General features: G+C 64.1%; 16 protein-coding genes. 13 read left to right on the forward strand and 3 right to left on the reverse strand.

The window, feature by feature from the left end; all coding sequences use genetic code 11:
* Nucleotides 1-345 precede the first annotated feature (345 nt).
* Nucleotides 346-543 carry a hypothetical protein gene (locus tag JQ632_RS32285; RefSeq protein WP_212406695.1) on the forward strand — a complete coding sequence of 66 codons (198 nt, stop codon included), beginning with the start codon at nt 346-348 and terminating at the stop codon, nt 541-543.
* Between the two features lie 20 nt (nt 544-563).
* Here JQ632_RS32285 and JQ632_RS32290 read toward each other — a convergent pair whose 3' ends face one another.
* Nucleotides 564-4,718, reverse strand: coding sequence for a VCBS domain-containing protein (locus tag JQ632_RS32290; RefSeq protein ID WP_249152694.1), 4,155 nt, complete (start codon nt 4,716-4,718; stop codon nt 564-566).
* Nucleotides 4,719-5,174: 456 nt separating this feature from the next.
* Here JQ632_RS32290 and JQ632_RS32295 point away from each other — a divergent pair, with 456 nt between their 5' ends.
* The 4 genes from JQ632_RS32295 to JQ632_RS32310 all read left to right on the forward strand — a co-directional run bounded on the left by JQ632_RS32295 (nt 5,175) and on the right by JQ632_RS32310 (nt 11,180).
* Entirely contained in the window at nt 5,175-5,741 is a 567-nt protein-coding gene (locus tag JQ632_RS32295) for a FecR family protein (protein ID WP_312015686.1), read from the forward strand.
* Nucleotides 5,742-5,849: 108 nt separating this feature from the next.
* Nucleotides 5,850-6,713 carry a tetratricopeptide repeat protein gene (locus tag JQ632_RS32300; protein WP_212406697.1) on the forward strand — a complete coding sequence of 288 codons (864 nt, stop codon included), beginning with the start codon at nt 5,850-5,852 and terminating at the stop codon, nt 6,711-6,713.
* 224 nt (nt 6,714-6,937) lie between these two features.
* On the forward strand, nt 6,938-10,738 hold the full coding sequence (locus JQ632_RS32305) for a tetratricopeptide repeat protein (protein ID WP_212406698.1): 3,801 nt from the start codon (nt 6,938-6,940) through the stop codon (nt 10,736-10,738).
* 205 nt (nt 10,739-10,943) lie between these two features.
* Nucleotides 10,944-11,180: a hypothetical protein gene (locus JQ632_RS32310; protein ID WP_212406699.1), complete on the forward strand. Its 237-nt coding sequence runs from the start codon at nt 10,944-10,946 to the stop codon at nt 11,178-11,180.
* A 167-nt stretch (nt 11,181-11,347) separates the two neighbouring features.
* Here JQ632_RS32310 and fliP read toward each other — a convergent pair whose 3' ends face one another.
* Together fliP and JQ632_RS32320 are read right to left on the reverse strand one after the other, a co-directional pair.
* Nucleotides 11,348-12,106 (reverse strand): flagellar type III secretion system pore protein FliP, encoded by a 759-nt coding sequence (gene fliP, locus JQ632_RS32315; RefSeq protein ID WP_212406700.1) that lies wholly within the window; start codon nt 12,104-12,106, stop codon nt 11,348-11,350.
* Nucleotides 12,103-13,059: a flagellar biosynthetic protein FliO gene (locus JQ632_RS32320; RefSeq protein ID WP_212406701.1), complete on the reverse strand. Its 957-nt coding sequence runs from the start codon at nt 13,057-13,059 to the stop codon at nt 12,103-12,105. The genes fliP and JQ632_RS32320 overlap by 4 nt, the downstream gene beginning before the upstream one ends.
* Before the next feature lie 350 nt (nt 13,060-13,409).
* Here JQ632_RS32320 and flgB point away from each other — a divergent pair, with 350 nt between their 5' ends.
* The 8 genes from flgB (at nt 13,410) to JQ632_RS32360 (ending at nt 20,790) form a co-directional block, all read left to right on the forward strand.
* Nucleotides 13,410-13,814, forward strand: a complete 405-nt coding sequence (flgB, locus tag JQ632_RS32325) for a flagellar basal body rod protein FlgB (RefSeq protein WP_212406702.1) — start codon at nt 13,410-13,412, stop codon at nt 13,812-13,814.
* Between the two features lie 91 nt (nt 13,815-13,905).
* Nucleotides 13,906-14,331: a flagellar basal body rod protein FlgC gene (flgC, locus tag JQ632_RS32330; RefSeq protein WP_140976598.1), complete on the forward strand. Its 426-nt coding sequence runs from the start codon at nt 13,906-13,908 to the stop codon at nt 14,329-14,331.
* Between the two features lie 14 nt (nt 14,332-14,345).
* Nucleotides 14,346-14,654 (forward strand): flagellar hook-basal body complex protein FliE, encoded by a 309-nt coding sequence (fliE, locus tag JQ632_RS32335; RefSeq protein WP_212406703.1) that lies wholly within the window; start codon nt 14,346-14,348, stop codon nt 14,652-14,654.
* A 113-nt stretch (nt 14,655-14,767) separates the two neighbouring features.
* Nucleotides 14,768-15,031 (forward strand): flagellar biosynthesis protein FliQ, encoded by a 264-nt coding sequence (gene fliQ, locus JQ632_RS32340; protein WP_060736542.1) that lies wholly within the window; start codon nt 14,768-14,770, stop codon nt 15,029-15,031.
* Nucleotides 15,032-15,048: 17 nt separating this feature from the next.
* On the forward strand, nt 15,049-15,819 hold the full coding sequence (gene fliR, locus JQ632_RS32345; protein WP_212406704.1) for a flagellar biosynthetic protein FliR: 771 nt from the start codon (nt 15,049-15,051) through the stop codon (nt 15,817-15,819).
* A 7-nt stretch (nt 15,820-15,826) separates the two neighbouring features.
* The gene (gene flhB / locus JQ632_RS32350; protein ID WP_212406705.1) at nt 15,827-16,906 is read left to right on the forward strand and encodes a flagellar biosynthesis protein FlhB; all 1,080 of its coding nucleotides are present in this window, start codon (nt 15,827-15,829) and stop codon (nt 16,904-16,906) included.
* A 143-nt stretch (nt 16,907-17,049) separates the two neighbouring features.
* On the forward strand, nt 17,050-19,641 hold the full coding sequence (gene cckA, locus JQ632_RS32355) for a cell cycle histidine kinase CckA (protein ID WP_212406706.1): 2,592 nt from the start codon (nt 17,050-17,052) through the stop codon (nt 19,639-19,641).
* A 183-nt stretch (nt 19,642-19,824) separates the two neighbouring features.
* Entirely contained in the window at nt 19,825-20,790 is a 966-nt protein-coding gene (locus JQ632_RS32360; RefSeq protein WP_212406707.1) for a Tim44-like domain-containing protein, read from the forward strand.
* Nucleotides 20,791-20,918: the final 128 nt, after the last annotated feature.

The following is a 20,918-nucleotide window of genomic DNA, read 5'->3' on the forward strand; positions in this document are numbered from 1 at the left end:
GGGCATAGCCTCTGGCGATCGGGACGATCGCTACGACCGCTCTTGCCCTGCTACATACGACACAGCCGGCTTCTCCGCTCATTGATTACCCCCAGGTAAACCAATCGATTCGCATCGCCGAGATCACACTGATTCAGAGTCGCGCCTGAATCGCAACGCCTCGAAGGTTGTGAGTGCGCGTGCTCAGCAACCCGCCAAACTCCCGTCGCGGATGTAGGCGAAGCAAGCGGCATCTTCTGAGACTGCGATGAGTTGACGCGCACAAGTGTGAAGTGGCGTATAGTGGCCCTCAAGACCTGGCCCTAGGCTTCGGCCATTCGCAATCCGGCAGCGCGGGAGGAAGCCATGAAGTACTCGTCCGCAGCAGAACGCGCAATTGAGGCCGTTAACCGGCTGCTCGAAGTGGCGATGACGCACGCCTGGATATCCGCGCTGAGCCATCAGCATGCATTGCCGCCCCAAGGGGAAGACGGCAACGATGATGACTCTTGTCTCGACCAGGAGAACGCCTCCGCGCCGGATTGCGCCCGAAAGCAACACTGAAGACGCAATCGGTTTGCGGGTCACACGATCAGATCGTGTGGCACATGGGCGTGAATTGTGCTTGCTCCGTGAGCTGAATCAATATCGGGCGGTGACAGTTCAAGCAACGCCGCCACTTCGGATTCGTGGACTCCTCCAGCGTGGTCGTGATGATCGGCCGGGTCTGAGGGACTATCCAGCTTCGCGCTGAGCTGTGAACCCTGGCCATGCGGAGTGTCAGCCTTGAACTGAAAGGAGTCGCCGAGCTCAAGCGAGCTGGCAGGCGTTGACCCAGACGCGCCATGGGGCGCGTTGTGCTGCTCGGCCGCCTTGTTTGAAAGCGAAGGATTGACGTCGCCGGTCGACGATTTGAGCGAGCTCGGGTTGAGCGTCGCGTCTGCGCCGTCATTGTTGGCATGGCCGTGGGCGCGAATCGCATTGGCGGCGCCTTGTGGGTCCAGGGCACCATGATCCCCGGCATTGCTCTCCGACGTAAGCCCGCGCCCGGCGTGCTGCTCGTGGGCAAAATTCAGTGCGGCGAAACCGATGTCCGGCGTCTGGCCACTTCCGGCGATCGCGCCATTTTTGCCAGCCGTCGTGTCGGTGTCGAACCCTGCGAAGTGATCGAAGACGAAGTGGGTCTCCGTCGGTGCGGCGGTGTGCTTGGAGATCGTGGACAGTCCGCTGGCCAGGGGCGCGACCACGTCACTGCCGGTCGTTTCGGTCGCGTGCGTTTGCACTTCGTCTGAACTGGAGAGGCTGGAATGTTCGGTCCATCCAATCCGGTCCCCGTTGGAGTTGAGTCCGTAGGTCGCATCCGTCGACTGTATTGTCGAGCTTCCGTCAGCGAGAAGCGTGCCGTCGCCGCCCGTGGAGTCGGACGAGGCCGCGGACGTGGTCGTCGTCGCGGCCGTCGCGTCACTCTGCGCTGTTGCGGTGATGTCGAGCGACTCACCGGCAGCCGCCACCACAGGTGCTGCCGCCGGGGTCAGGATGAAGTCCGATGCGTCGATGGTTGAAATCCCCTGCAGATGGATTTCGAGCAGGCCGGAATCGCCGATGTGCAGGGTCTGGTCCGTTGGATTGACGTACACGATCGTTTCATTCGCCGTGCCGTCGTAGAGCCAGGCGATCGTATGTGCCGGCACGGCCGTGCTTGTTGAGCTCAGGGCCAGGATGACGAACCCAAGGGCGCCAAGAGCGGTCAAGTCGATCTTGTCGGCTCCCGATGAAAAATCGGTGATGGTGTCGAACTGGCCGGCATGGGAATCGGCCACGAACAGATAGGCGAAGCGGTCGTTCCCATTGCTGCCGGTGAGCTGGTCCGCACCGAATCCACCAATGATAGTGTCGGCACCGTTATTGCCGTTGATTGTATCGTTGCCCGAGCCACCGTAAATCGTGTCATTCCCATCATTGCCTTTGATTGTATCGTTGCCGGAGCCGCCATAGAGAATGTCAGCTTTTCCGGTGCCGTTGACGGTATCGCTGCCGGCCCCCGCATAGATAACTTGTCCTATGTCTCCGCCGCCCGCGATGGTTTCGCCCCCCGGTGTTCCAAACACATTGGGGGGATCGGTGATCACGACGGATCCGGTGGCCAAGTTGTCGAAATCGTTGGGGTCCGCGTCGCTGGCGCCATGGATGGTGATGGTCACGGCCTGCGTTGTGCCGTCGATCGAAGTTATCGTGAACGTGTCGGTCAACGTGTCGCCGACGTCCAGCGCCTGCACCACGCTGTTGTTGTTGTCGAGTGTGTACGTCCAGACACCGGCCGCCGTCATGGTGAAGGTGCCGTAGCCGTCGTCGCTCGCAGCAGGCGAAGAGACAACCGTGAACGTGTTGGACGGATTGTCCGGGTCGATGTCGGTGAGTGTACCGGTCGCGGTCGGTGTACCCGGCGCAAAAGTGCCCGCCTCGATCACTGAGCCGGCCGTGGTGCCGGAAATGATGGCCGCATCGTTGGTGCCGTGGATGGCGATCGTCACCACCTGCGGCGTGCCGTCGAGGGTTGTTACCGTGAAACTGTCGGAGAGCGTTCCGCCGACATTCAGCGCCTGCACCGCGCCGTTGGCGTTGTCGAGCGTGTAGGCCCACACGCCGGCGGCGGTTATCGTAAAGGTGCCGTAACCGCCCGCGCTTGCCCTGGGCGAACTCACCACTGTGAAGGTATTGGACGTATTGTCGACGTCGGAGGCTACGAGCGTGCCGGTCGCGGTCGGAGTGCCGGGCGTCGCATTGGCGACGCCTCCAGCCTCGGCCACCGAGCCGGTCGTGGTGCCGGAAATGACGGCCGTGTCGTTGGTGCCGTGGATGGTGATCGTCACCACCTGCGGCGTGCCGTCGAGGGTTGTTACAGTGAAACTGTCGGTGAGCGTTCCGCCGACATTCAGCGCCTGCACCGCGCCGTTGGCGTTGTCGAGCGTGTAGGTCCACACGCCGCCTGCCGTCATGGTGAAGGTGCCGTAGCCGGCCGCGCTCGCCGTCGGCGAGCCGACTGCCGTGAAAGCATTTGCTGTTGTGTCGACGTCAGTGTCGGTGAGCGTGCCGCTCGCGGTGGGCGTGCCAGGGTTTGCATTGGCGAGGCCACCGGCCTCGATCACTGCGCCGGTCGTGGTGCCGGAGATGACGGCGGTGTCGTTGGTGCCGTGGATGGTGACCGTCACCACTTGAGCGGTGCCGCCGATCGTGGTCACCGTGAAGCTGTCGGTCAGCGTCTCGCCGGCATTGAGCGCCTGCACGGCCACGTTGGCGTTGTCCACGCTATAGGTCCACACGCCGGCCGCCGTTATCGTGAAGCTGCCATAGCCACCGGCGCTCGCCGTTGGTGAGTTCACTGCCGTGAAGGTATTGGGCGGATCATCGACGTCGGTGTCGGTGAGTGTGCCGGTCGCATTCGGCGTGCCGGGCGTTCCGTTGGCGATGCCGCCGGCCTCGACAATTGAGCCGGTCGTGATGCCGGAGATGATCGCAGCGTCGTTGACACCGTTAATGGTGATCGTGAACACTTGACTCGCAGAGTTGAGTCCGTCGGAAACGGTGATAACGAAACTGTCGGTCGTGGGCGTCTTCAGCGCGTTGATTGCGGCACTGTCAGGCACGAACGTGTAGGCGCCGCTCGTGCTGTTGACGTAGAGCGTCCCGTAGGGACTTGGCCTCGACAGATTGTATGTCACTCCGTCCAGAACGGTGTTGCCGGCGATCGCCCCTACAACGCCGAAGGTCAGCCCGGCGTCGCTGTTGGTGCTGCTGGCAGCGAACGTTCCGCTCGTCGCAGTGAATGTGTCAAACACCACCGTATCGAGTTCGGTTGGCCCTGCTCCGGTGCTGAGCGTCGGCGGTACAGGCTCGAAAATGGGAGCGACGAATGGTGATACAGGCTGCAGCAAATCTTGCAGCGGGGGCGCGTCGGGCGAAGTGAAATTGATCGGCTGCAGCGGCAGGGATTTGACGAAGGGAGGAGTGCCCGAACCGTGCGGTCCTTGCCCTTGAAGATTGGCGAGCGCCTCCTGTTGGGCGGCACGCAACTCCTCCATGCGAGCAGCACTGTTCTGGAACAGGTTCACACCGACTGAGGATCCCACCTTGTGGAGGACAATTGTCTCGCCGGGATCGTCGACGATGATACGCCTCGGGATCGGCTCCTTGGTCACAAGCTCGAATGCACCGTGTGCAAGGTCCTTGTAACTGATGGAGTCGTCATCCAGGAATGTTGCATCTGGATCCGCAGCCTCGGCATCTTTCAGAACTGAGAAAGTCAATGCTGCAAGTGTCAGCATCCCAAAACCGCCCGCGTGAGTGCGGGGGCGAATGCTTGCAACAGGCGTGTTCAACTCGAGAGATCCGGTTTCTGCCAGCCGGCCCGCTAAGAAACTGAAGCTCCCTCGGGTAACGTCGAATAAAGCGGCAGGTGACACGCCCTTGGCATCGAAGACGAACTGGCTCAGCACGACGCGCGTGCCGCAAGAGATGTTGAAAAGAGTGCCGTCGATGAAGCGAAGCCCTATCCGCCCATCGGCATCGGTCTCGATCGCGTCATCCTGGCATACAGGAGTACCAGCCACGGCCTGTATGGCGACACCGCCCGCTCGCGTGAGCGTACCGCAACCGACCACTGTATCAATGTAGCCAATGATTTGGACGGGCAGGGCCATCGCGGCCCCGTTGCCAACCTGGATACCGGACGCAACTAACATGGCTCGACCTCGCCTGGTGACCAATTCAGGCTCGGCGTGCTGCCCTGGTCCTGCTCGGCTGCCGTCGCCAAGAGACAAAAAATCCTAGCGCTGGCAGCCGAACGGCTTGCCCGCCGAAATAATCAAGTCAGCTCAGGAGAGACGCATTGCGCGGGGGCACCGACGTGTCCTGCCACTCCCCGCCGTGCCCCCTCCCATCAAAGTGATTAAATGGACAAACGAGACGTATTTAATTTGTGGCGTTCCTGCAGGCGTCGGAATAAGTTAGACCGATCAAGCATATTAAACAACAATTATATGTATCACTGCTGCGCTTCGCGGTTCAAGAAATGGGGCAGCGATAGCGACAAGATCTTCTCAGAAGGGGGGATCATGTGCACACATACGATAACCGCATTGGTCACTGGCTTTGTCTTGGCGCTCTCCAGTTTCTTGCCGAGCGCGGCTCGAGCGCAAATGGATTCCGCCAAGCCCGCCGTTGCGGGCTCATCATCCAAACCTATTGGGAAGGTGGTGGCGGCCACGGGCTCGGTCACAATCGAACGTGCGGGCGCAGTGGTCGTTCAGGCGAGTGTCTCGGGCGAACCCGGTCGGGCCAACATCGGTGATCCCGTATATCTCGGTGACGTGGTGCGGACCGGAGTCGACAGCCGGGTCGGCATCAATTTTACCGATGGCACCTCGTTCAATCTATCGAGCAACGCCCGGATGGCGTTGGACCAGTATGTGTACGACCCGGACGGCAAGTCCAATTCGACCCTGTTCAATCTCACTCGGGGAACGTTCACCATTGTCGCTGGCAGTATCGCAAAAACCGGCGACATGAAGGTCGATACTCCCGTCGCGACGATGGGAATCCGAGGCACGACGCCGCATATCGAAATTTCGGATGATGGGACCGTCAAATTTGCGACCCTTATCGAAGAGGGCAAGAGCAGTATTTTGAAGAAGCCGGCGGCAGCCGCGCCGCAGCAGCCCGATCGAGCCAGCAATCGCAAGCTCAACATCTGCCGGGGATGCTGAGGACGTTGCGTCACCTGAAGCCGCCCCTGATGCCGGCGCAACGCCGGCCGGGCAAAGAGATTGAAATCTGCGCTTCGTCCGCTGCAGAGTTGGACGCTTGGTGTGAAAATGACCGCAGGAGCCAGTGTCGTCAGGGCAGTGACGCTCATTCTCATCGTTGTGCTGTCCGGTTCATCGAGCTTGGCGCAGAAGCCGAAGAAGGATGGCTCCCTCAAGAATGTTGAACTGTGTAACGGCTCCGATCGCGTGCCGCCCGAAGCTCGGATCGATGGCTGCACGGCGTTTATCGATGCAGGCGAGGGGACGCCGAACGGCTTCGCTATCGCCCACAACAACAGGGGCAATGCCTATAGCGCCAAAACCGACTACGAACGCGCGATCAAGGATTTCGATGAAGCGATCAGGCTCAATCCAACTTATGCGAAAGCCTTCAACAACCTCGGCGTGGCTTATCTGAGGAAGGGCGCGTACGACCTGGCCATTGGCGCTTTCGAGGAGGCGCTCAAGCTCAACCCAAACTATGGCGCCGCCTTTGCCAACCGTGCGGGAGCCTACCTGAAGAGGAATGCGTACGATCGCGCCGAGCGGGACTATGACGAGGCAATTCGCCTTGATCCGAATCTGGGGTCGGTGTGGAGCGGACGCTGTTGGGCCCGAGCCGTCCTCGGCGCTTTGCAGGCTGCGCTGGAAGATTGCGACAGGGCGCTTCAATCGGAATCGAACAACGCCGCAGCATACGATTCGCGAGCTCTGATCCACCTGAAGATGGGGCGCCTCTCCGCGGCAATCGATGACTACAATTCAGCGCTGCGGTTCGCGCCCAAGCTGGCGAGCGCGCTTTACGGGCGCGGGGTTGCCAGACTCAAGCTGGGCGACAGATCGGGCGGCGATGCCGATATCTCGGCGGCAAGGAGAATGGAGGCCGGAATCGGCGAGGACTTTGCCCGCTATGGCGTACCTCAGGGCGACTGACCAACCGCGACGGCGCTGTCGTGCAGGTGTTAACAACTCCTTAACCGCCTGCGTCTCAAATCCAAAGCCAGCGGCTCGGCAAACGTTCGACCCGGCACGGCGTGCTGCCCCAAAGCAAATCAAGATATAGCATTAACAAGTCCTTAATTGGCGAGACCTACAGTCCGTGGCAGCGGCCGGCGCCATTGCCGGCATGGATCGTCGGACCGGAACAAATGCCGCCAATGGCGCGAAAGGCTGCCGCTGGATTTTGGTCGCTTGCCCGCGCATTCGGGCGAGGGGCGCGCCGCCGTATCCATGGTTTGCCCGTGCTTGCTCTCATCGGTCTGATCGGCCTCGCCATGCCTGCGCGGGCCGAGCCGGTGCAGGGCGAAGCCTCCATGGCGGCGGCTGGCGGCTTCGGGCGGCTGATCATCAAGCTCGCCGAGGACGTGCCGTCGGAGGTCACGACCGCGGGCTCCATCCTGATCATCCGCTTCGAGCGCCCGGTGGACGTGCCCGTCGAGCGCATTCCCGAGGGCGCACCCGACTACATCAACTCCGCCCGGCGCGATCCCGACGGCGGAGCCATTCGGCTGTCGCTGTCACGCCGGGTGAAGGTCAATACGATGAATGCCGGCGAGCGCACCTTCGTCGACCTGTTGCCTGAGGGGTGGAAGGGGCCGCCGCCGAGTCTGCCCATGGACGTCGTCAAGGAACTGGCCGAGCGCGCCCGCGCCGCCGAGCGCGCGCTGCGGACGCAGCGGGCGATTGCCGAAAGCAAGAAGCGCCCGCCGCTACGCGTGCGCGCATCCGTGCAGCCGACTTTCGTACGCTTCGTGTTCGAGATGCCCGACGGCGTCGGCGTGTCGTCGATCTTCAACGAGCAAAAGCTCACGCTCGCCTTCAACGCTGCGCTCAATATCGACCTTGCCGACGCCATTATCGCTGCGCCCGCCAACGTCGCCTCGATCAAGCAGAAGACCGAAATCGATCAGACCAGCGTAGAGTTCGTGCTGATCGGCGAATCCGACGTGCACAATTTCCGCGACGACAAGAACTACGTCGTCGACGTTGCTTTCCAGCCGGCCGACAAGAAGAAGGCTGCGCCTGGCGCGGAGTCGCTGCTTGCGCCGGCAAAGCCCGCGACTGAAGCAAAACCTTCGGCCGAGCACGGGCCGAAGGCGGCCGCCGAGAAGCCGAACGAGAAGCAAGCCCAGCGCGAGATCACCCCGCCCACCTCGGAAGCGATCGCCCGCGAGGCCAAAATCGACGTTAAACCCGTCGACATCAAGCCGGTCGAGACCAAACCGGAGCAGGCGGCGACACCGGCGGCGGAAGCGCCCAAGTCGTCGCCGCCCGTGAGCGAGCCAGGCTCATCGCAGGCGCATGCGGCCGAGGCGCCGAAGGCCGCCACCGCGACCGAGACGGCCGCGCCCGCCGCGCCAGCCAAGCCGACGGTAGCGGAAGCGCTGAACGAGATGCCCAAGGAGGCTGCCAAGGAGGCGGCCAAGGATGTCGTCAAGGAAGCAGCGAAGGAAGCGGTCGCCGAAGCGCCGAAGCCCGCGACCGCGGAAGCGCCCGCTCAACCCGGCGCAGCCTCCGCTGCAAGCGTCGAAGCACGTCGCGACAGTGACGGCCTGCGCGTGCTGCTGCCCCTCACGGTGGCGACGCCGGCGGCCGCATTCCGTCGCGGCGACACGGTATGGCTGGTGTTCGACAGCGCAAAGCCGATCGACTTCGAACCGATCCGCGCCAAGGGCGGCGCGATGATCGGCGAGGTCAGCCGCATGGCGCTGGACAAGGGGCAGGTGGTCCGCATCCGGCTGACCCGGCCGCTGGTCTACTCGCTGACGACGGAGGAGGTTGGCAAGGAGACCAACTGGCTGCTCACGCTTGCCGACAAGATCCCGGCCTCGCCGCTGCCGCTGATGATGATGCGCAACATCACCGATCCGGCGCTCGCCAACATCGCCATTCCCTTTGCCAACCCCGGCCTGCTGCACAAGGTCACCGATCCCGACGCCGGCGACACGCTGTTCGTCGTCACCGCGCAGCGCCCGGTGCGCGGTTTCATCAAGCGGCAGGACATGGTCGACCTGTCGCTGCTCGAATCCGCGCACGGCATCGCCATCCGTCCCAACTCGGAAGAGGTCGCCGTCGAGGTCGGCCTCGACAAGGTGCTGCTCGGCAAGAAGGGCGGACTGACGCTGTCGCCGGTCGACGTCTCCGCGGAGCGCGCACCGACCGCGGTGCGGCCGCTCTTCAACGTCGAGGAATGGCGCAAGGGCCAGTCCGAAAACTTCATGACGCGCCAGCCGGCGCTGCTCGCGGCGATCTCCGCCGTCGAGCCCGCGCAGCGCTCCGTCCCGCGGCTCGACCTCGCACATTTCTACATGTCGCGCGCGATGTACTACGAGGCCAAGGCGATCACCGACGTCATGCTCTCAGATCCCCAGAACAAGGAGGAGAGCAACGCGCTGGTCATGCACGCGATCGCCAGCATCCTGATCGGCCGTCCGACGCAGGGCCTCAAGGATCTCTCCAATCCCGTGATCGGCAACAGCCACGATTCGCAATTGTGGAAGGCGCTGGCCTATGCGCGCCAGGGCAAGTGGGCCGATGCGCGGGAAAAGTTCAAGAACGTCGAATTCGCCATTGCCTCGCTGCCGCTCGACATCCAGCGCATTGTCACCATGGATGCGATGCGCGCCTCGCTCGAGGTGAAGGACTATGCCGGCGCCTCCAAGCGCCGCAGCGAGCTCGAGGTGGTCGGCATTCCGCCGGAGATGAAGGCGTCCTTCGCGGTGCTGCGCGGTCGGCTCGCCGAGGCGCTCGGCCACGACAAGGATGCGCTCGACGACTACAAGTTCGCGGTTGCTTCCAGCGATCGCCCGGCTGCGGCCGAGGCCAAGCAGCTCGAGGTCGCGCTCCGCCAGAAGCGCGACGAGATCACCAAGGACGACGCGCTTCGCGACCTCGAAACGCTGGCGGTCACCTGGCGTGGTGATACCACCGAGGTGAAGACACTCCAGATGCTGGCGCGGATGTATTCCGAGAACGGCCGCTATGCGGAAGCGCTCCAGGCTGCCCGCACCGCGACCAAGCTTCAGCCGAATGCGGAAGCCTCGCGGCAGGCGCAGGATCTGGCGTCCGACCTGTTCGTCCAGATATTCCTCGGGCTGAAGGGCGACAATTTGGCGCCGATCGAGGCGCTCGCGCTGTTCTTCGAATTCCGTGAACTGACGCCGATCGGGCGGCGTGGCGACGAGCTGATCCGCCGGCTCGCCGACCGTCTGGCCTCGATCGACCTGCTCGATCAGGCCGCCGAACTCTTGCAGTACCAGGTCGATCACCGTCTGGAAGGTGCGGCGCGCGCCCAGGTCGCCGCGCGCCTGGCGATGGTCTATCTCGCCAACCGCAAGCCGGACATGGCGATCTCGGCGCTGCGCGCCAGCCGCATCAGCGACCTCTCGGGTGAATTGCGCCAGCAGCGTCTGTTGCTGGAGGCGCGTGCGCAGAGCGACGTCGGCCGCCATGACCTCGCGCTCGACATCGTGTCCAACGTGGCGGGGCGCGAGGCGATCCGGCTGCGCTCCGATATCTTCTGGGCCGCGCGGCGCTGGCGTGAATCCGCCGAGCAGATCGAGCTCTATTACGGCGAGCGTTATCGCGACTTCAAGCCGCTCAACGCGGTCGAGAAGAGCGACGTGGTCCGTGCCGCGGTCGGCTTTGCGCTCGCCGACGACTCCATCGGCCTGTCGCGGTTCCGCGAAAAGTATGCTCCGCTGATGAGCGACGGCGCCGACCGTGCCGCCTTCGACATCGCGAGCAAGCCGGCTGCGTCCTCCAGCGCCGAATTCGTCGAGATCGCAAAACTTGCCGCCAGCGTCGACACGCTCGACGGCTTCCTGCGCGAGATGAAGGCCCGTTTCCCGGACGCCACCGCGCGCGCGCCGGCTTCGCCTCAGGCCAGGGACAATGCCGACCACACCGGCTCCTTGCCGGAGATCAAGCCCGTGAGGCAGATCAAAATGACCCGGTAGAGCGTTTTCCAGCGAAGTGGGCACCGGTTCGCGTTCAAGAAAACGCGTCAAAACAGGAATCTGGAGCTTCCGTTCCGATTCCATCGGAACGGAAGCTCTGGGGTCGGTGCCATATTAGTGCCTCGACAGTTGTCTGATGAGACGGCAACCTGTTACCCAGAGCGCAATAAGTCTGATCAAGCGCGGTTGCCGGGAGAGGGTCGATATGAGCAAGCCTGTGAAGTCCGAAGCCGAACTCATTGCCATGGCGCTGGCCGAGTTGAAGGTCCACGCCGATGCCCCGGACGGCATGACGATCTCGATCCTGCGCGACGGCGATAGCTGGGAATTCCGCGCCAAGGCCGAGCAGGCGACGATCGACAAGCCCGGCTACCCCGAAGCCGTCGCCATGCTGGTGCAGATCGGAGACCACCTCAGCAAGCAGTATGACGTGAAGGGGTAGGGCCCTTCCTCCGTCATTGCGAGCCAACGGGTCCGCACGAAGCGCGGCCCGATGCCAGGCTCCGCGAAGCAATCCTGAGTCCATCCGCGGCGGTAGTCTGGATTGCTTCGTCGCAAGGGGCTCCTCGCAATGACGAGGGGTGAGGGCGCGGGCTTCCTTACGGAAAGCTATCCCCCGTAACTCTGCACCAGGCTTCCCGCGACCAGCGACCAGCCGTCGACCAGCACGAAGAAGATCAGCTTGAACGGCAGCGACACCACCGCCGGCGGCAGCATCATCATGCCCATCGACATCAGGACGGAGGCGACGACGAGGTCGATGATGAGGAAGGGGAGGAACAGGAGGAAGCCGATCTCGAAGGCACGCTTCAATTCCGAGATCATGAAGGCGGGGACCAGGATGCGCAGCGACAGATCATCGGGCGTTGCCGGCGGCGCCTCGCCGGAAAGATCCATGAAGAGCTTGAGATCCTTTTCGCGCACGTTCTTCTGCATGAAGCCGCGCAGCGGCACCGAGGCGCGCTGCAGCGCATCCTCGACCTGGATCTGGTTTGCGACCAGCGGGCGGATGCCGTCGTCGTAGGATTTTTGCAGCACCGGGCCCATGACGAAGGCGGTGAGGAACATCGCCAGCGCGATGATCACCGAGTTCGGCGGCGCGGTCGCGGTCCCCATCGCGGTGCGCAGCAGCGACAGCACGACCACGATGCGCGTGAACGACGTCATCATGATCAGGATGGACGGCGCGATCGACAGCACCGTGAGCAGCGCGATGAGCTGGATGGCGCGCTCGGTGACCCCGCCACCACCTGGGCCACCGCCGAGATTGATGCTGATGTCCTGGGCAGCCGCAGGCATCGCCAGAGCCGCGGCACCGATCAGAACTGAGAGGAAAACAACTCTACGCGGGAAAGCCGAGAACCTCACGAAGAGGGCTTCGGACGGCCGAGCAGGGAGGCCATCTCGTCTTCGAGGTTTTCAAAGCTCGTCTTTGCAGGCGCAGGCGCAGCCGGCGGCTCGCTGCGCGGGGCGCGGGGCGGCGGTGCGGACGGCGGCTCGGGCGCGACGGGCGGTGCGACGGTCTCGCCGGCCGGGCGGCGCAGGGCCGCTTCGAGCCGCTGCGCCATTTCCGCGAGATTTTGCTCGGCGCTTGATGGCGCGGGCGGCGGCGGAGGAGACGGCGGCGGGGGCGGCGGTGGCGCGGCTGCGCGTTCGGCGCGGACCGGCGGCACCCTTGGTGCCTCTCTCGGCGCTTCGCGCGGTGCCGGCGGCTCGTTGCCGCGCGGCGGACGCGGCATCATCGGTTCGCTGCGCGGCACGCGCGGCGGGATCGGTGGTTCGGGACGCAACTCGCGCTCGGGGCGCGGCGCGATGGGCTCGGCGGTAAATCCCGCAAGTGGATCATTGCGGCGCTCGGCGAGCGCCGGCGCCGGACGGCGCACTTCGTCGGCGAAAGAGGGACGCGCGGGGCGCGGCGGCGGCTCGGGCATCTGCGGCTCGGGAAGGTCGAGCGACTCGGGCCGCGGGCTTTCGTCCCAACCGCCGGCATCCGGCATCGGAGCCAGGCGCGGCGGTTCGGCGCTGCCCGGCCGCTGCGGCAGTTGATCGCGCGAGGGCGCGGCGCGCACAATATTGGGTTCCACGACGATGTCGGTCGGGCCGCCGATCATCAGGAGATGCTCGACATTGTCGCGCCGGACCAGGACCAGGCGACGGCGGCCGTCCACAGCCGCGGCGTCGATCACGGCAAGCCGGGGCATCCTGCCGCGCTGGGTGTTGGCACCCAGCCGGTTGGTCGCGAATCGGCGAACCAGCCAAGCGGCGAGGCCGATCAGCGCCAGAACGGCGATGAATGCGAAGATAAAGGTCACAGCCTGCATGCTTGTCCCCGGCAAATGGCGCTTTCCTTAATGCGGCCAAGGTCGTATCCGCCCGACCAAAGGCCTGCAACGCCCCAGAAGTTTGATCTCTCAACTCCCCACGGCAAAGCCTGCCGTCCCCAAACTCTTAATAACCCATGAATCGCTCGATCCAAAACGACTTCTTGGAATTCACTCGCCCGCCAAGCGATTGGGTTAATTTCGCTTTTCGCGCGTAGAATCACGGGGGCTCGAGGCATCGTCCCATTGGGGGACAGGCGTAAGCCACATCTTAACCAGCTATTAACCATACACGCGGCAAATTCTGCCTAGCTCCGGGCTCGATCCGGAGGCGGAAGGAGCCGCAGAAGATGTCCATCAACGACCTCCCGGTGCTCTCGGCGCTTCGCACCAAGATGCAGTGGCACCAGGAACGCCAGCGCGTCCTGTCCGAGAACGTCTCCAATTCCGACACCCCCCGATTCCGGCCGCGCGACCTGGTCGAGCCGAAATTCGACAAGGCCGGCGCCGTGACCGGCTCGATGGGACCGTTGGCGATGGCGCGCACCAGCGCCTCGCACATGGGCCCGTCCGGCGCGCAGTCGAGCTTCGACCAGAACAAGAATGCGGGCTTCGAGACCCGTCCCGCCGGCAACGCCGTCAATCTCGAGGAAGAGATGACGAAGGTTGCGGCCAACCAGATGGACTATGCGGCGGCGACCTCGCTCTACTCCAAGAGCCTTCATCTGCTGAAGACCGCGCTCGGGAAAGGCTAGAGCATGATCCGGAAAAGTGTGCAGCGGTTTTCCCTCGCGACAAACGCGGAACGCGTTTGCGCGGAGATCATGCTCAAACGAAGAGGCCATCATGGCGAATGACAGCAGTGACTTCGGTCGTTCAATGGCGATTGCGACCTCCGGCCTGCGTGCGCAGGCCGGGCGCATCCGGGTGATCTCGGAAAACATCGCCAACGCGGAATCGACCGCGCAGAGTGCCGGCGGCGATCCCTATCGCCGCAAGGTGCCGACCTTCTCCTCTGCGCTCGACCGCACGCTCGACGCGCAGGTCGTGACGCTCGGCAAGATCAAGCCTGACCAGTCCGCCTTCCGCGTCAGATACGAACCGAACAACCCGGCGGCGGACGCCAGCGGCAACGTCAAATATCCGAACGTGAACTCGATGGTCGAAATGACCGACATGCGCGACGCGCAGCGGTCCTACGAGGCCAACCTCAACATCATCAGTGCGACGCGCCGTATGATCCAGCGCACGCTCGACATCCTCAAGTCCTGACAGGGAATTAAGCCATGGCTTCGCCGACAATTGCCGCCAACGCTTATGCCAACCTCGCGCGCGTGCTGGAAAACAGCGGTCCCGGCAAGGGCACTGAGGCGCCCGGCCAGTCCTTTGCCGCGCTGCTGAAGGACGCCGTCGGCAGCGTCATGGAAAGCGGCCGCAAGTCGGACGCGCAGTCGGTCGCGATGGCGGGCGGCAAGGCAAATGTGATGGACGTGGTGACGGCGGTTGCCGAAACCGACGTCGCGGTCTCGACGCTCGTCTCGGTGCGCGATCGGGTGATCCAGGCCTACGAAGATATCATGAAGATGCCGATTTGATCGTCGGTGTCATTCCGGGGCGGTGCGAAGCACCGAACCCGGAATCTCGAGATTCCGGGTTCGCGCTACGCGCGCCCCGGAATGACGGAATGATCTGTAAAGCGAGAATTGCAATGACCGGACCTGAAACCCTCGACGTCGCGCGCGATGCGATCTGGACGATCGTGATCGTATCGTCGCCCCTCATGGTCGTCGGCCTCGTGGTCGGTGTCGTGGTGTCGCTATTCCAGGCGCTGACGCAGATCCAGGAGCAGACGCTGATCTACGTGCCGAAGATCCTGGCGATCTTTGCCACGATGCTATTGGCGCTGCCGTTCATGGCCGACTCGCTTCACGCCCATATGCTGCGGATATCGTCGCGAATCATCGGCGGCTGATGCAAGATGCATGAGTTATGCGCATCGACATCTCGCTGCTGCCGGCGCTTGCCGCGTCCTTCATGCTGGCCTTCGCCCGGGTCGGCGCGATGGTGATGCTGTTGCCGGGACTGGGCGAGACCAACATCCCGACCCGCGTCAAACTGTCGATCGCGCTGCTCCTGACGCTGATCATCCTGCCGCTGCACCGCAACGCCTACAATGTCGACATGAACTCGATCACATCGCTGCTCGTGCTGATGATGCATGAGATCGTGATCGGCATCGTGCTCGGCGCGACCGCGCGCGTGACGCTGGCAGCTCTCCAGGTCGCCGGCGCCATCATCGCGCAGCAGATGGGGCTCGGCTTCGTCACCTCGGTCGATCCGACACAGGGCCAGCAGGGTGTGCTGGTCGGCAACTTCCTCACCATGCTGGGCGTGACGTTGTTGTTCGCCACCGACAGCCATCACCTCGTGATCGCCGCGCTCAACGACAGCTACAAGATCTTTGCCCCGGGCGAGACGATGTCGAGCGGCGACGTCGCCTCGCTTGCGACGCGGGCATTTTCGTCAGCCTTTCGGCTGGGGCTGCAACTGTCCGGGCCGTTCCTGGTGTTCGGTCTCGTCTTCAATATCGGGCTTGGTGTGCTGGCGCGGCTGATGCCGCAGATGCAGGTCTATTTCGTCGGCGTCCCGCTCTCGATCTTCGCGGGCTTCCTGGTGCTCGGCGTCGTCATCGCGGCGATGATGGGCACCTTCCTCGATTACTTCATCGGTGTCATGCACCAGATGATGCCGCTGAAGTGAGGGATCGATGGCCGACGACAAAGATCCCGACGGTCAAACAGAAGACCCGACACAAAAACGTCTCGACGAGGCGCTCGAGCGCGGCGACGTTGCCAAGAGTCAGGAGATCAACACATGGTTCGTGATCGCGGGTGCAACGCTCGTGATCTCGACCTTTTCCGGCTCGATCGGCGGCGGGCTGTTGATGCCGATGCGCAACCTGCTCGCCAATTCCTGGATGATCAAGACCGACGGCAAGAGCCTGATCGCGCTGACGCAGCAGCTCGAACTCGCCGTCATCGCCGCGATCGGCGTGCCGCTCTTGATGCTGGCGCTTGCCGCGATCGCCGGCAACATGCTCCAGCACCGCCTGGTCTGGTCGGCGGAGTCACTCAAACCCAAATTCAGCAAGATCTCGCCGGGCGCAGGCTTCGCGCGCATTTTCGGCAAGCAGGCGGCAGCCAACTTCCTCAAGGGCATCGGCAAGCTCATCGCGCTCGGCGCGGTCATGACCATGATCCTGTGGCCGGAACGGCACCGGATGGAAGCCATGGTCAAGCTCGACCCGGCAGCGATGATGGGCGCGACCACGAGCCTGACGGTACAGCTCATGGGCGCAGTGGTCGCGGCGCTGGCGATCGTGGCGATCGCCGACTACCTGTTCCAGTACCGAAGCTGGTTCCAGCGCCAGAAGATGTCGCTCCAGGAGATCAAGGAGGAGTTCAAGCAGTCCGAAGGCGATCCGCACATCAAGGGCAAGCTGAGGCAGTTGCGCCAGCAGCGCTCGCGGAAGCGCATGATGTCGGCGGTTCCCAAGGCTTCCGTGATCATCACCAACCCGACCCACTATTCGGTGGCGCTGTCCTATGAACGCGGCATGTCGGCGCCGACCTGCGTCGCCAAGGGCGTCGACAATCTCGCCTTCAAAATCCGGGAGATCGCCCGCGCCCACGACATCCCGATCGTCGAGAACGTGCCACTGGCGCGCGCGCTCTATGCCACCGTCGAGATCGACCAGGAGATCCCCGTGGAACACTACCATGCGGTCGCCGAGGTCATCGGCTACGTCATGCGGCTGAAGCGCGGCTTCTCCGCCGGGCGCGGCTAAAACCTCCGAAAAGTACTGGAAATGGCCGTAATCTGGGAATCAGCGTACCTTCCACACTTGCGCCCGCGGGTCCGATTCAGGCAGGAGGAACCCGCGCGGCAAGTCGCGCGTCCCTTTCCTGCCGACAGGCTGCGCCGCTTGAGATGACTGCTGAGACCGACCATGATCTGCCTCGCGAGCCCGCCACGGCACATGAGCCGTCGCCACGCTCGGGCAGCATAGCGCTGGTGCTCCTGGTCGCGGCCGCCCTGGTGGCTGTCGCCGTCGGGCTGATGACGCTCGGGCGCGTGCAGGCGCAGCCCTATATCCTAGGCATCCTCGCGGTGCTCGCGATGGTGGGTCTGTTCAACCTGTTCGCCTTCGCCGCCGGCATCATCCGTTTCGTCGACCGCAGTCTCGATGATCCCGTGATGGGGCACATCGCCGATCACGCCTTTGACGGGCTCGCGGTGACCGACCCGCGCGGCCATGTCGTCTATTCCAATGCCGCCTATCTGACGCTGACCGGCGCGTCCGGCCCGCCGGACGTCCGTCCCGTCGAGCGCGTCTTCATCGGCAATCCCGACGTTTCGGAAGCGGTGTTCCGCCTGCTCAAGGCCGCGCGTGAGGGAAAACGGCAGCAGGAAGAGGTGCGCATCTCCGGCGTGGACGGCAGCCAGGGCCGCTGGCTGCGGATGCGCGTGCGCCCGCTCGGCACGGCCAAGCGCGACGCGAAATATGCGGTGTGGTCGATCGCCGACATCACGCGCGACCGCGAACGCCAGGAGGACGTCTTCCAGGAGCTCCAGCACGCGATCGAATATCTCGACCACGCACCGTGCGGCTTCTTCTCGGTCAACCCTGCCGGCGAGCTCGCCTATGTCAATGCGACGCTGGCGAACTGGCTCGATTACGACCTTGCCGAGATCGGCTCGGGCGGGCTGAAGCTGACCGACATCGTCTCCGGCGATGGTGCTTCGCTGCTCACCTCGATCGTGGCGGTGCCCGGCGAGGTCAAGACGGAAGTCTTCGACATCGATTTGCGCATGCGCACCGGCAAGTCCATGCCGGTGCGGCTCTATCATAAGCTCGCCTTCGGTGCCGACGGCGTGCCGGGCCCCTCGCGCACGCTGGTGATCAGCCGCGCCCGCGACGAGCGCAGCGATCCCGACCGCGCCGCCGAAGTGCGCTTCATGCGCTTCTTCGACCACACGCCGATGGCGATCGCGACCGTCGATCGCGGCGGCAACGTGGTTCGCGCCAACGCCCGTTATGCGAAGCTGGGGCAGGGGCTTGGCCTCGACAGCGCCAGCAAGTCGATCTTCCGCGCCGTCAGTTCGCGCGACCGGCATATCCTGATCGCGGCGATCAACCAGGCGGCCGAAGGCCAGGCCGACATCGCGCCGGTCGAGGTCGCCTTGGAAGGGACGAAGGAGCGCTGGGGCCAGTTCTTCGTCACGCCGGTGGAGGAGGACGAGCGCGATACCGAAGCCGCCATTGTCTACATGCTCGAGACCACCGAGCGGCGCGCGCTGGAGAACCAGATCAACCAGTCGCAGAAGATGGAGACGGTCGGCCAGCTCGCCGGCGGCATCGCCCACGACTTCAACAACGTGCTGTCCGCGATCATGATGGCGAACGACTTCCTCCTGAACGCGCACAAGCCGACCGATCCGTCGTTCCAGGACATCATGCAGATCAAGCAGAACGCGACGCGGGCTGCGACCCTGGTGCGGCAACTGCTGGCCTTCTCGCGCCGGCAGACGCTGCGGCCGCAGGTGCTCGATCTCGGCGATGCGCTCTCCGATCTCGCCATGCTGCTGCGCCGGCTGATCGGCGAGAAGGTCAAGCACGAGACCATCCACGGCCGCGACCTCTGGCCGGTCAAGGTCGACGTCTCCCAGTTCGAGCAGGTGATCGTCAACCTCGCGGTGAACGCGCGCGACGCGATGCCCGACGGCGGCAAGCTGATTATCCGCACCGCGAACGTGACCGCGGAAGAGTCAGTCAAGCTGGCCTACAAGGGCATGCCGGCTGCCGACTATGTGCGCATCGAGGTCTCCGACACCGGCACCGGCATTCCTGCCGACATCCGCGACAAGATTTTCGAGCCGTTCTTCTCGACCAAGGAAGTCGGCAAGGGTACCGGCCTCGGGCTCTCCACCGTCTACGGCATCGTCAAGCAGACCGGCGGTTTCATCTACGTCGATTCCGAGCCGGGCAAGGGCACCTCGTTCCAGATCTTCCTGCCGCGCCATCGTCCCGAGCCCGAGACGCAGGCCGAGACGCCGGCTGCGGCGACCAATGGCGCTGCCGCTGTTGCGACCGAGCAGGTCAAGGGCGCGCCCGCAGCCGACGCCAAGCCGCGCACCGACCTTACGGGTCAAGGCACCATCCTGCTCGTCGAGGACGAGGAGGGCCTGCGCGCGCTCAACGCACGCGGCCTGCGCTCGCGCGGCTACACCGTGGTCGAGGCTGAGAACGGCGTCGAGGCGATGGAGGTGCTGGATGAGCAGGGCGGCGCGATCGACCTCGTCGTGTCCGACGTCGTCATGCCCGAGATGGACGGCCCGACATTGCTCAAGGCGATGCGCGAGCAGAATCCCGACATCAAGTTCATCTTCGTCTCCGGCTATGCCGAGGACGCCTTCGAAAAGAGCCTGCCTGAGGGCCAGCAGTTCGACTTCCTGCCAAAGCCCTTCACGCTTAGCCAGCTCGTCGCCGCCGTGAAGGAGACGATGACGAAACAGGGCTGAGACCGCCGGGAATCGCCGGTAACCCGAGACCAGCACCCTGTCAAACCCCCGCCAAATATGGGCTTTTGCCACATCCCCGCGACTGAGGGCCGCAGCCGGGGGTTCCGATAGTGGCTTCACTTTTGCGCCGTCGTGCCCATCTTAAGGGCACTTCCCCATGCCGGGGAAAAATGGGAAACGCACATGAATTTCTCGCAACGTAGCCGCAGTTTCGTGAAGACCATCGCCGTCGTTCTGGCGCTGGCACTGCCGACCGCGCTCGCGATCTCGTCCGCCGACGCCCGCGTCGGCGGCGGCTTCTCGTCGGGCTCGCGCGGCTCGCGGACCTATTCCGCGCCGCCGTCGACGCAGACCGCGCCGGGCTCGACCTCGCAGTTCAATCGCACCTACACCCAGCCGGGTGTCGGCATGAACTCGGCTGCTGCCGCGCCCGCGCGCGGCGGCCTGTTCGGCCGCGCTGGCGGCTTCATGGGCGGCCTCGCGGCCGGTTTCCTGGGCGCCGGCCTCTTGGGCATGCTGTTCGGTGGCGGCCTGTTCGGCGGCCTGGGCGGCCTGTCGTCGATCCTCGGCCTGATCATCCAGATCGCGCTCGTCGTGCTGGTCGTGCGGCTGGCGATGTCCTGGTGGCAGCGCCGTCACGCGCCGCAGCCGGCCTATGCCGGCCCGAGCGCCGGTCCCGACCCGGGATCGCAGACCAGCTATCGCAGCGGCCTGTCCGGGTTCGGCTTCGGCGCCAACAACGCCCCGCTCGAGATCAAGCCGGCCGACTATGAGGCCTTTGAGCGTCTGCTCGGTGAGACCCAGGCGGCCTGGTCGAACGAGGACGTGGCCAAGCTGCACACGCTCGCCACGCCCGAGATGGTCTCCTATTTCGAGAAGGACCTCGCGGAGAACCGCGCGCGCAATGTCGTCAACAAGGTGTCCAACACAAAGCTCCTGCAGGGCGACCTGGCGGAAGCCTGGCGCGAGGGCGAGACCGACTATGCGACGGTGGCGATGCGCTTCGCGCTGACCGACAAGACGGTCGACCGTAATACCGGCGCGATCGTCGCCGGCGGCGACCAGCCGACCGAGGCCACCGAGGTCTGGACCTTTGCCCGTCGTACCGGCGGCAATTGGGAACTGTCGGCGATCCAGCAGACCAACTGATCGCAGCCGCAATGAGACCCCCGAAAAGCGCCGTGCTCTCGCACGGCGCTTTTTTTTGTGGTGCGCCAGGCATGGCGCGGAGCGCCATGACTGGCGCGATTTGACCGGAGTGGTGTCCGGTCGATGAC

The organism is Bradyrhizobium liaoningense, from assembly GCF_018130955.1.
Lineage (GTDB): Bacteria > Pseudomonadota > Alphaproteobacteria > Rhizobiales > Xanthobacteraceae > Bradyrhizobium > Bradyrhizobium liaoningense_C.

Bases quoted from the DNA above. Each gene is read 5' to 3' on its own strand.
- JQ632_RS32285 (WP_212406695.1), top strand. From the start codon at position 346: ATGAAGTACTCGTCCGCAGCAGAACGCGCAATTGAGGCCGTTAACCGG.
- JQ632_RS32290 (WP_249152694.1), bottom strand. From the start codon at position 4,718: ATGTTAGTTGCGTCCGGTATCCAGGTTGGCAACGGGGCCGCGATGGCC.
- JQ632_RS32295 (WP_312015686.1), top strand. From the start codon at position 5,175: ATGGATTCCGCCAAGCCCGCCGTTGCGGGCTCATCATCCAAACCTATT.
- JQ632_RS32300 (WP_212406697.1), top strand. From the start codon at position 5,850: ATGACCGCAGGAGCCAGTGTCGTCAGGGCAGTGACGCTCATTCTCATC.
- JQ632_RS32305 (WP_212406698.1), top strand. From the start codon at position 6,938: ATGGCGCGAAAGGCTGCCGCTGGATTTTGGTCGCTTGCCCGCGCATTC.
- JQ632_RS32310 (WP_212406699.1), top strand. From the start codon at position 10,944: ATGAGCAAGCCTGTGAAGTCCGAAGCCGAACTCATTGCCATGGCGCTG.
- JQ632_RS32320 (WP_212406701.1), bottom strand. From the start codon at position 13,059: ATGCAGGCTGTGACCTTTATCTTCGCATTCATCGCCGTTCTGGCGCTG.
- flgB (WP_212406702.1), top strand. From the start codon at position 13,410: ATGTCCATCAACGACCTCCCGGTGCTCTCGGCGCTTCGCACCAAGATG.
- flgC (WP_140976598.1), top strand. From the start codon at position 13,906: ATGGCGAATGACAGCAGTGACTTCGGTCGTTCAATGGCGATTGCGACC.
- fliE (WP_212406703.1), top strand. From the start codon at position 14,346: ATGGCTTCGCCGACAATTGCCGCCAACGCTTATGCCAACCTCGCGCGC.
- fliQ (WP_060736542.1), top strand. From the start codon at position 14,768: ATGACCGGACCTGAAACCCTCGACGTCGCGCGCGATGCGATCTGGACG.
- fliR (WP_212406704.1), top strand. From the start codon at position 15,049: ATGCGCATCGACATCTCGCTGCTGCCGGCGCTTGCCGCGTCCTTCATG.
- flhB (WP_212406705.1), top strand. From the start codon at position 15,827: ATGGCCGACGACAAAGATCCCGACGGTCAAACAGAAGACCCGACACAA.
- cckA (WP_212406706.1), top strand. From the start codon at position 17,050: ATGACTGCTGAGACCGACCATGATCTGCCTCGCGAGCCCGCCACGGCA.
- JQ632_RS32360 (WP_212406707.1), top strand. From the start codon at position 19,825: ATGAATTTCTCGCAACGTAGCCGCAGTTTCGTGAAGACCATCGCCGTC.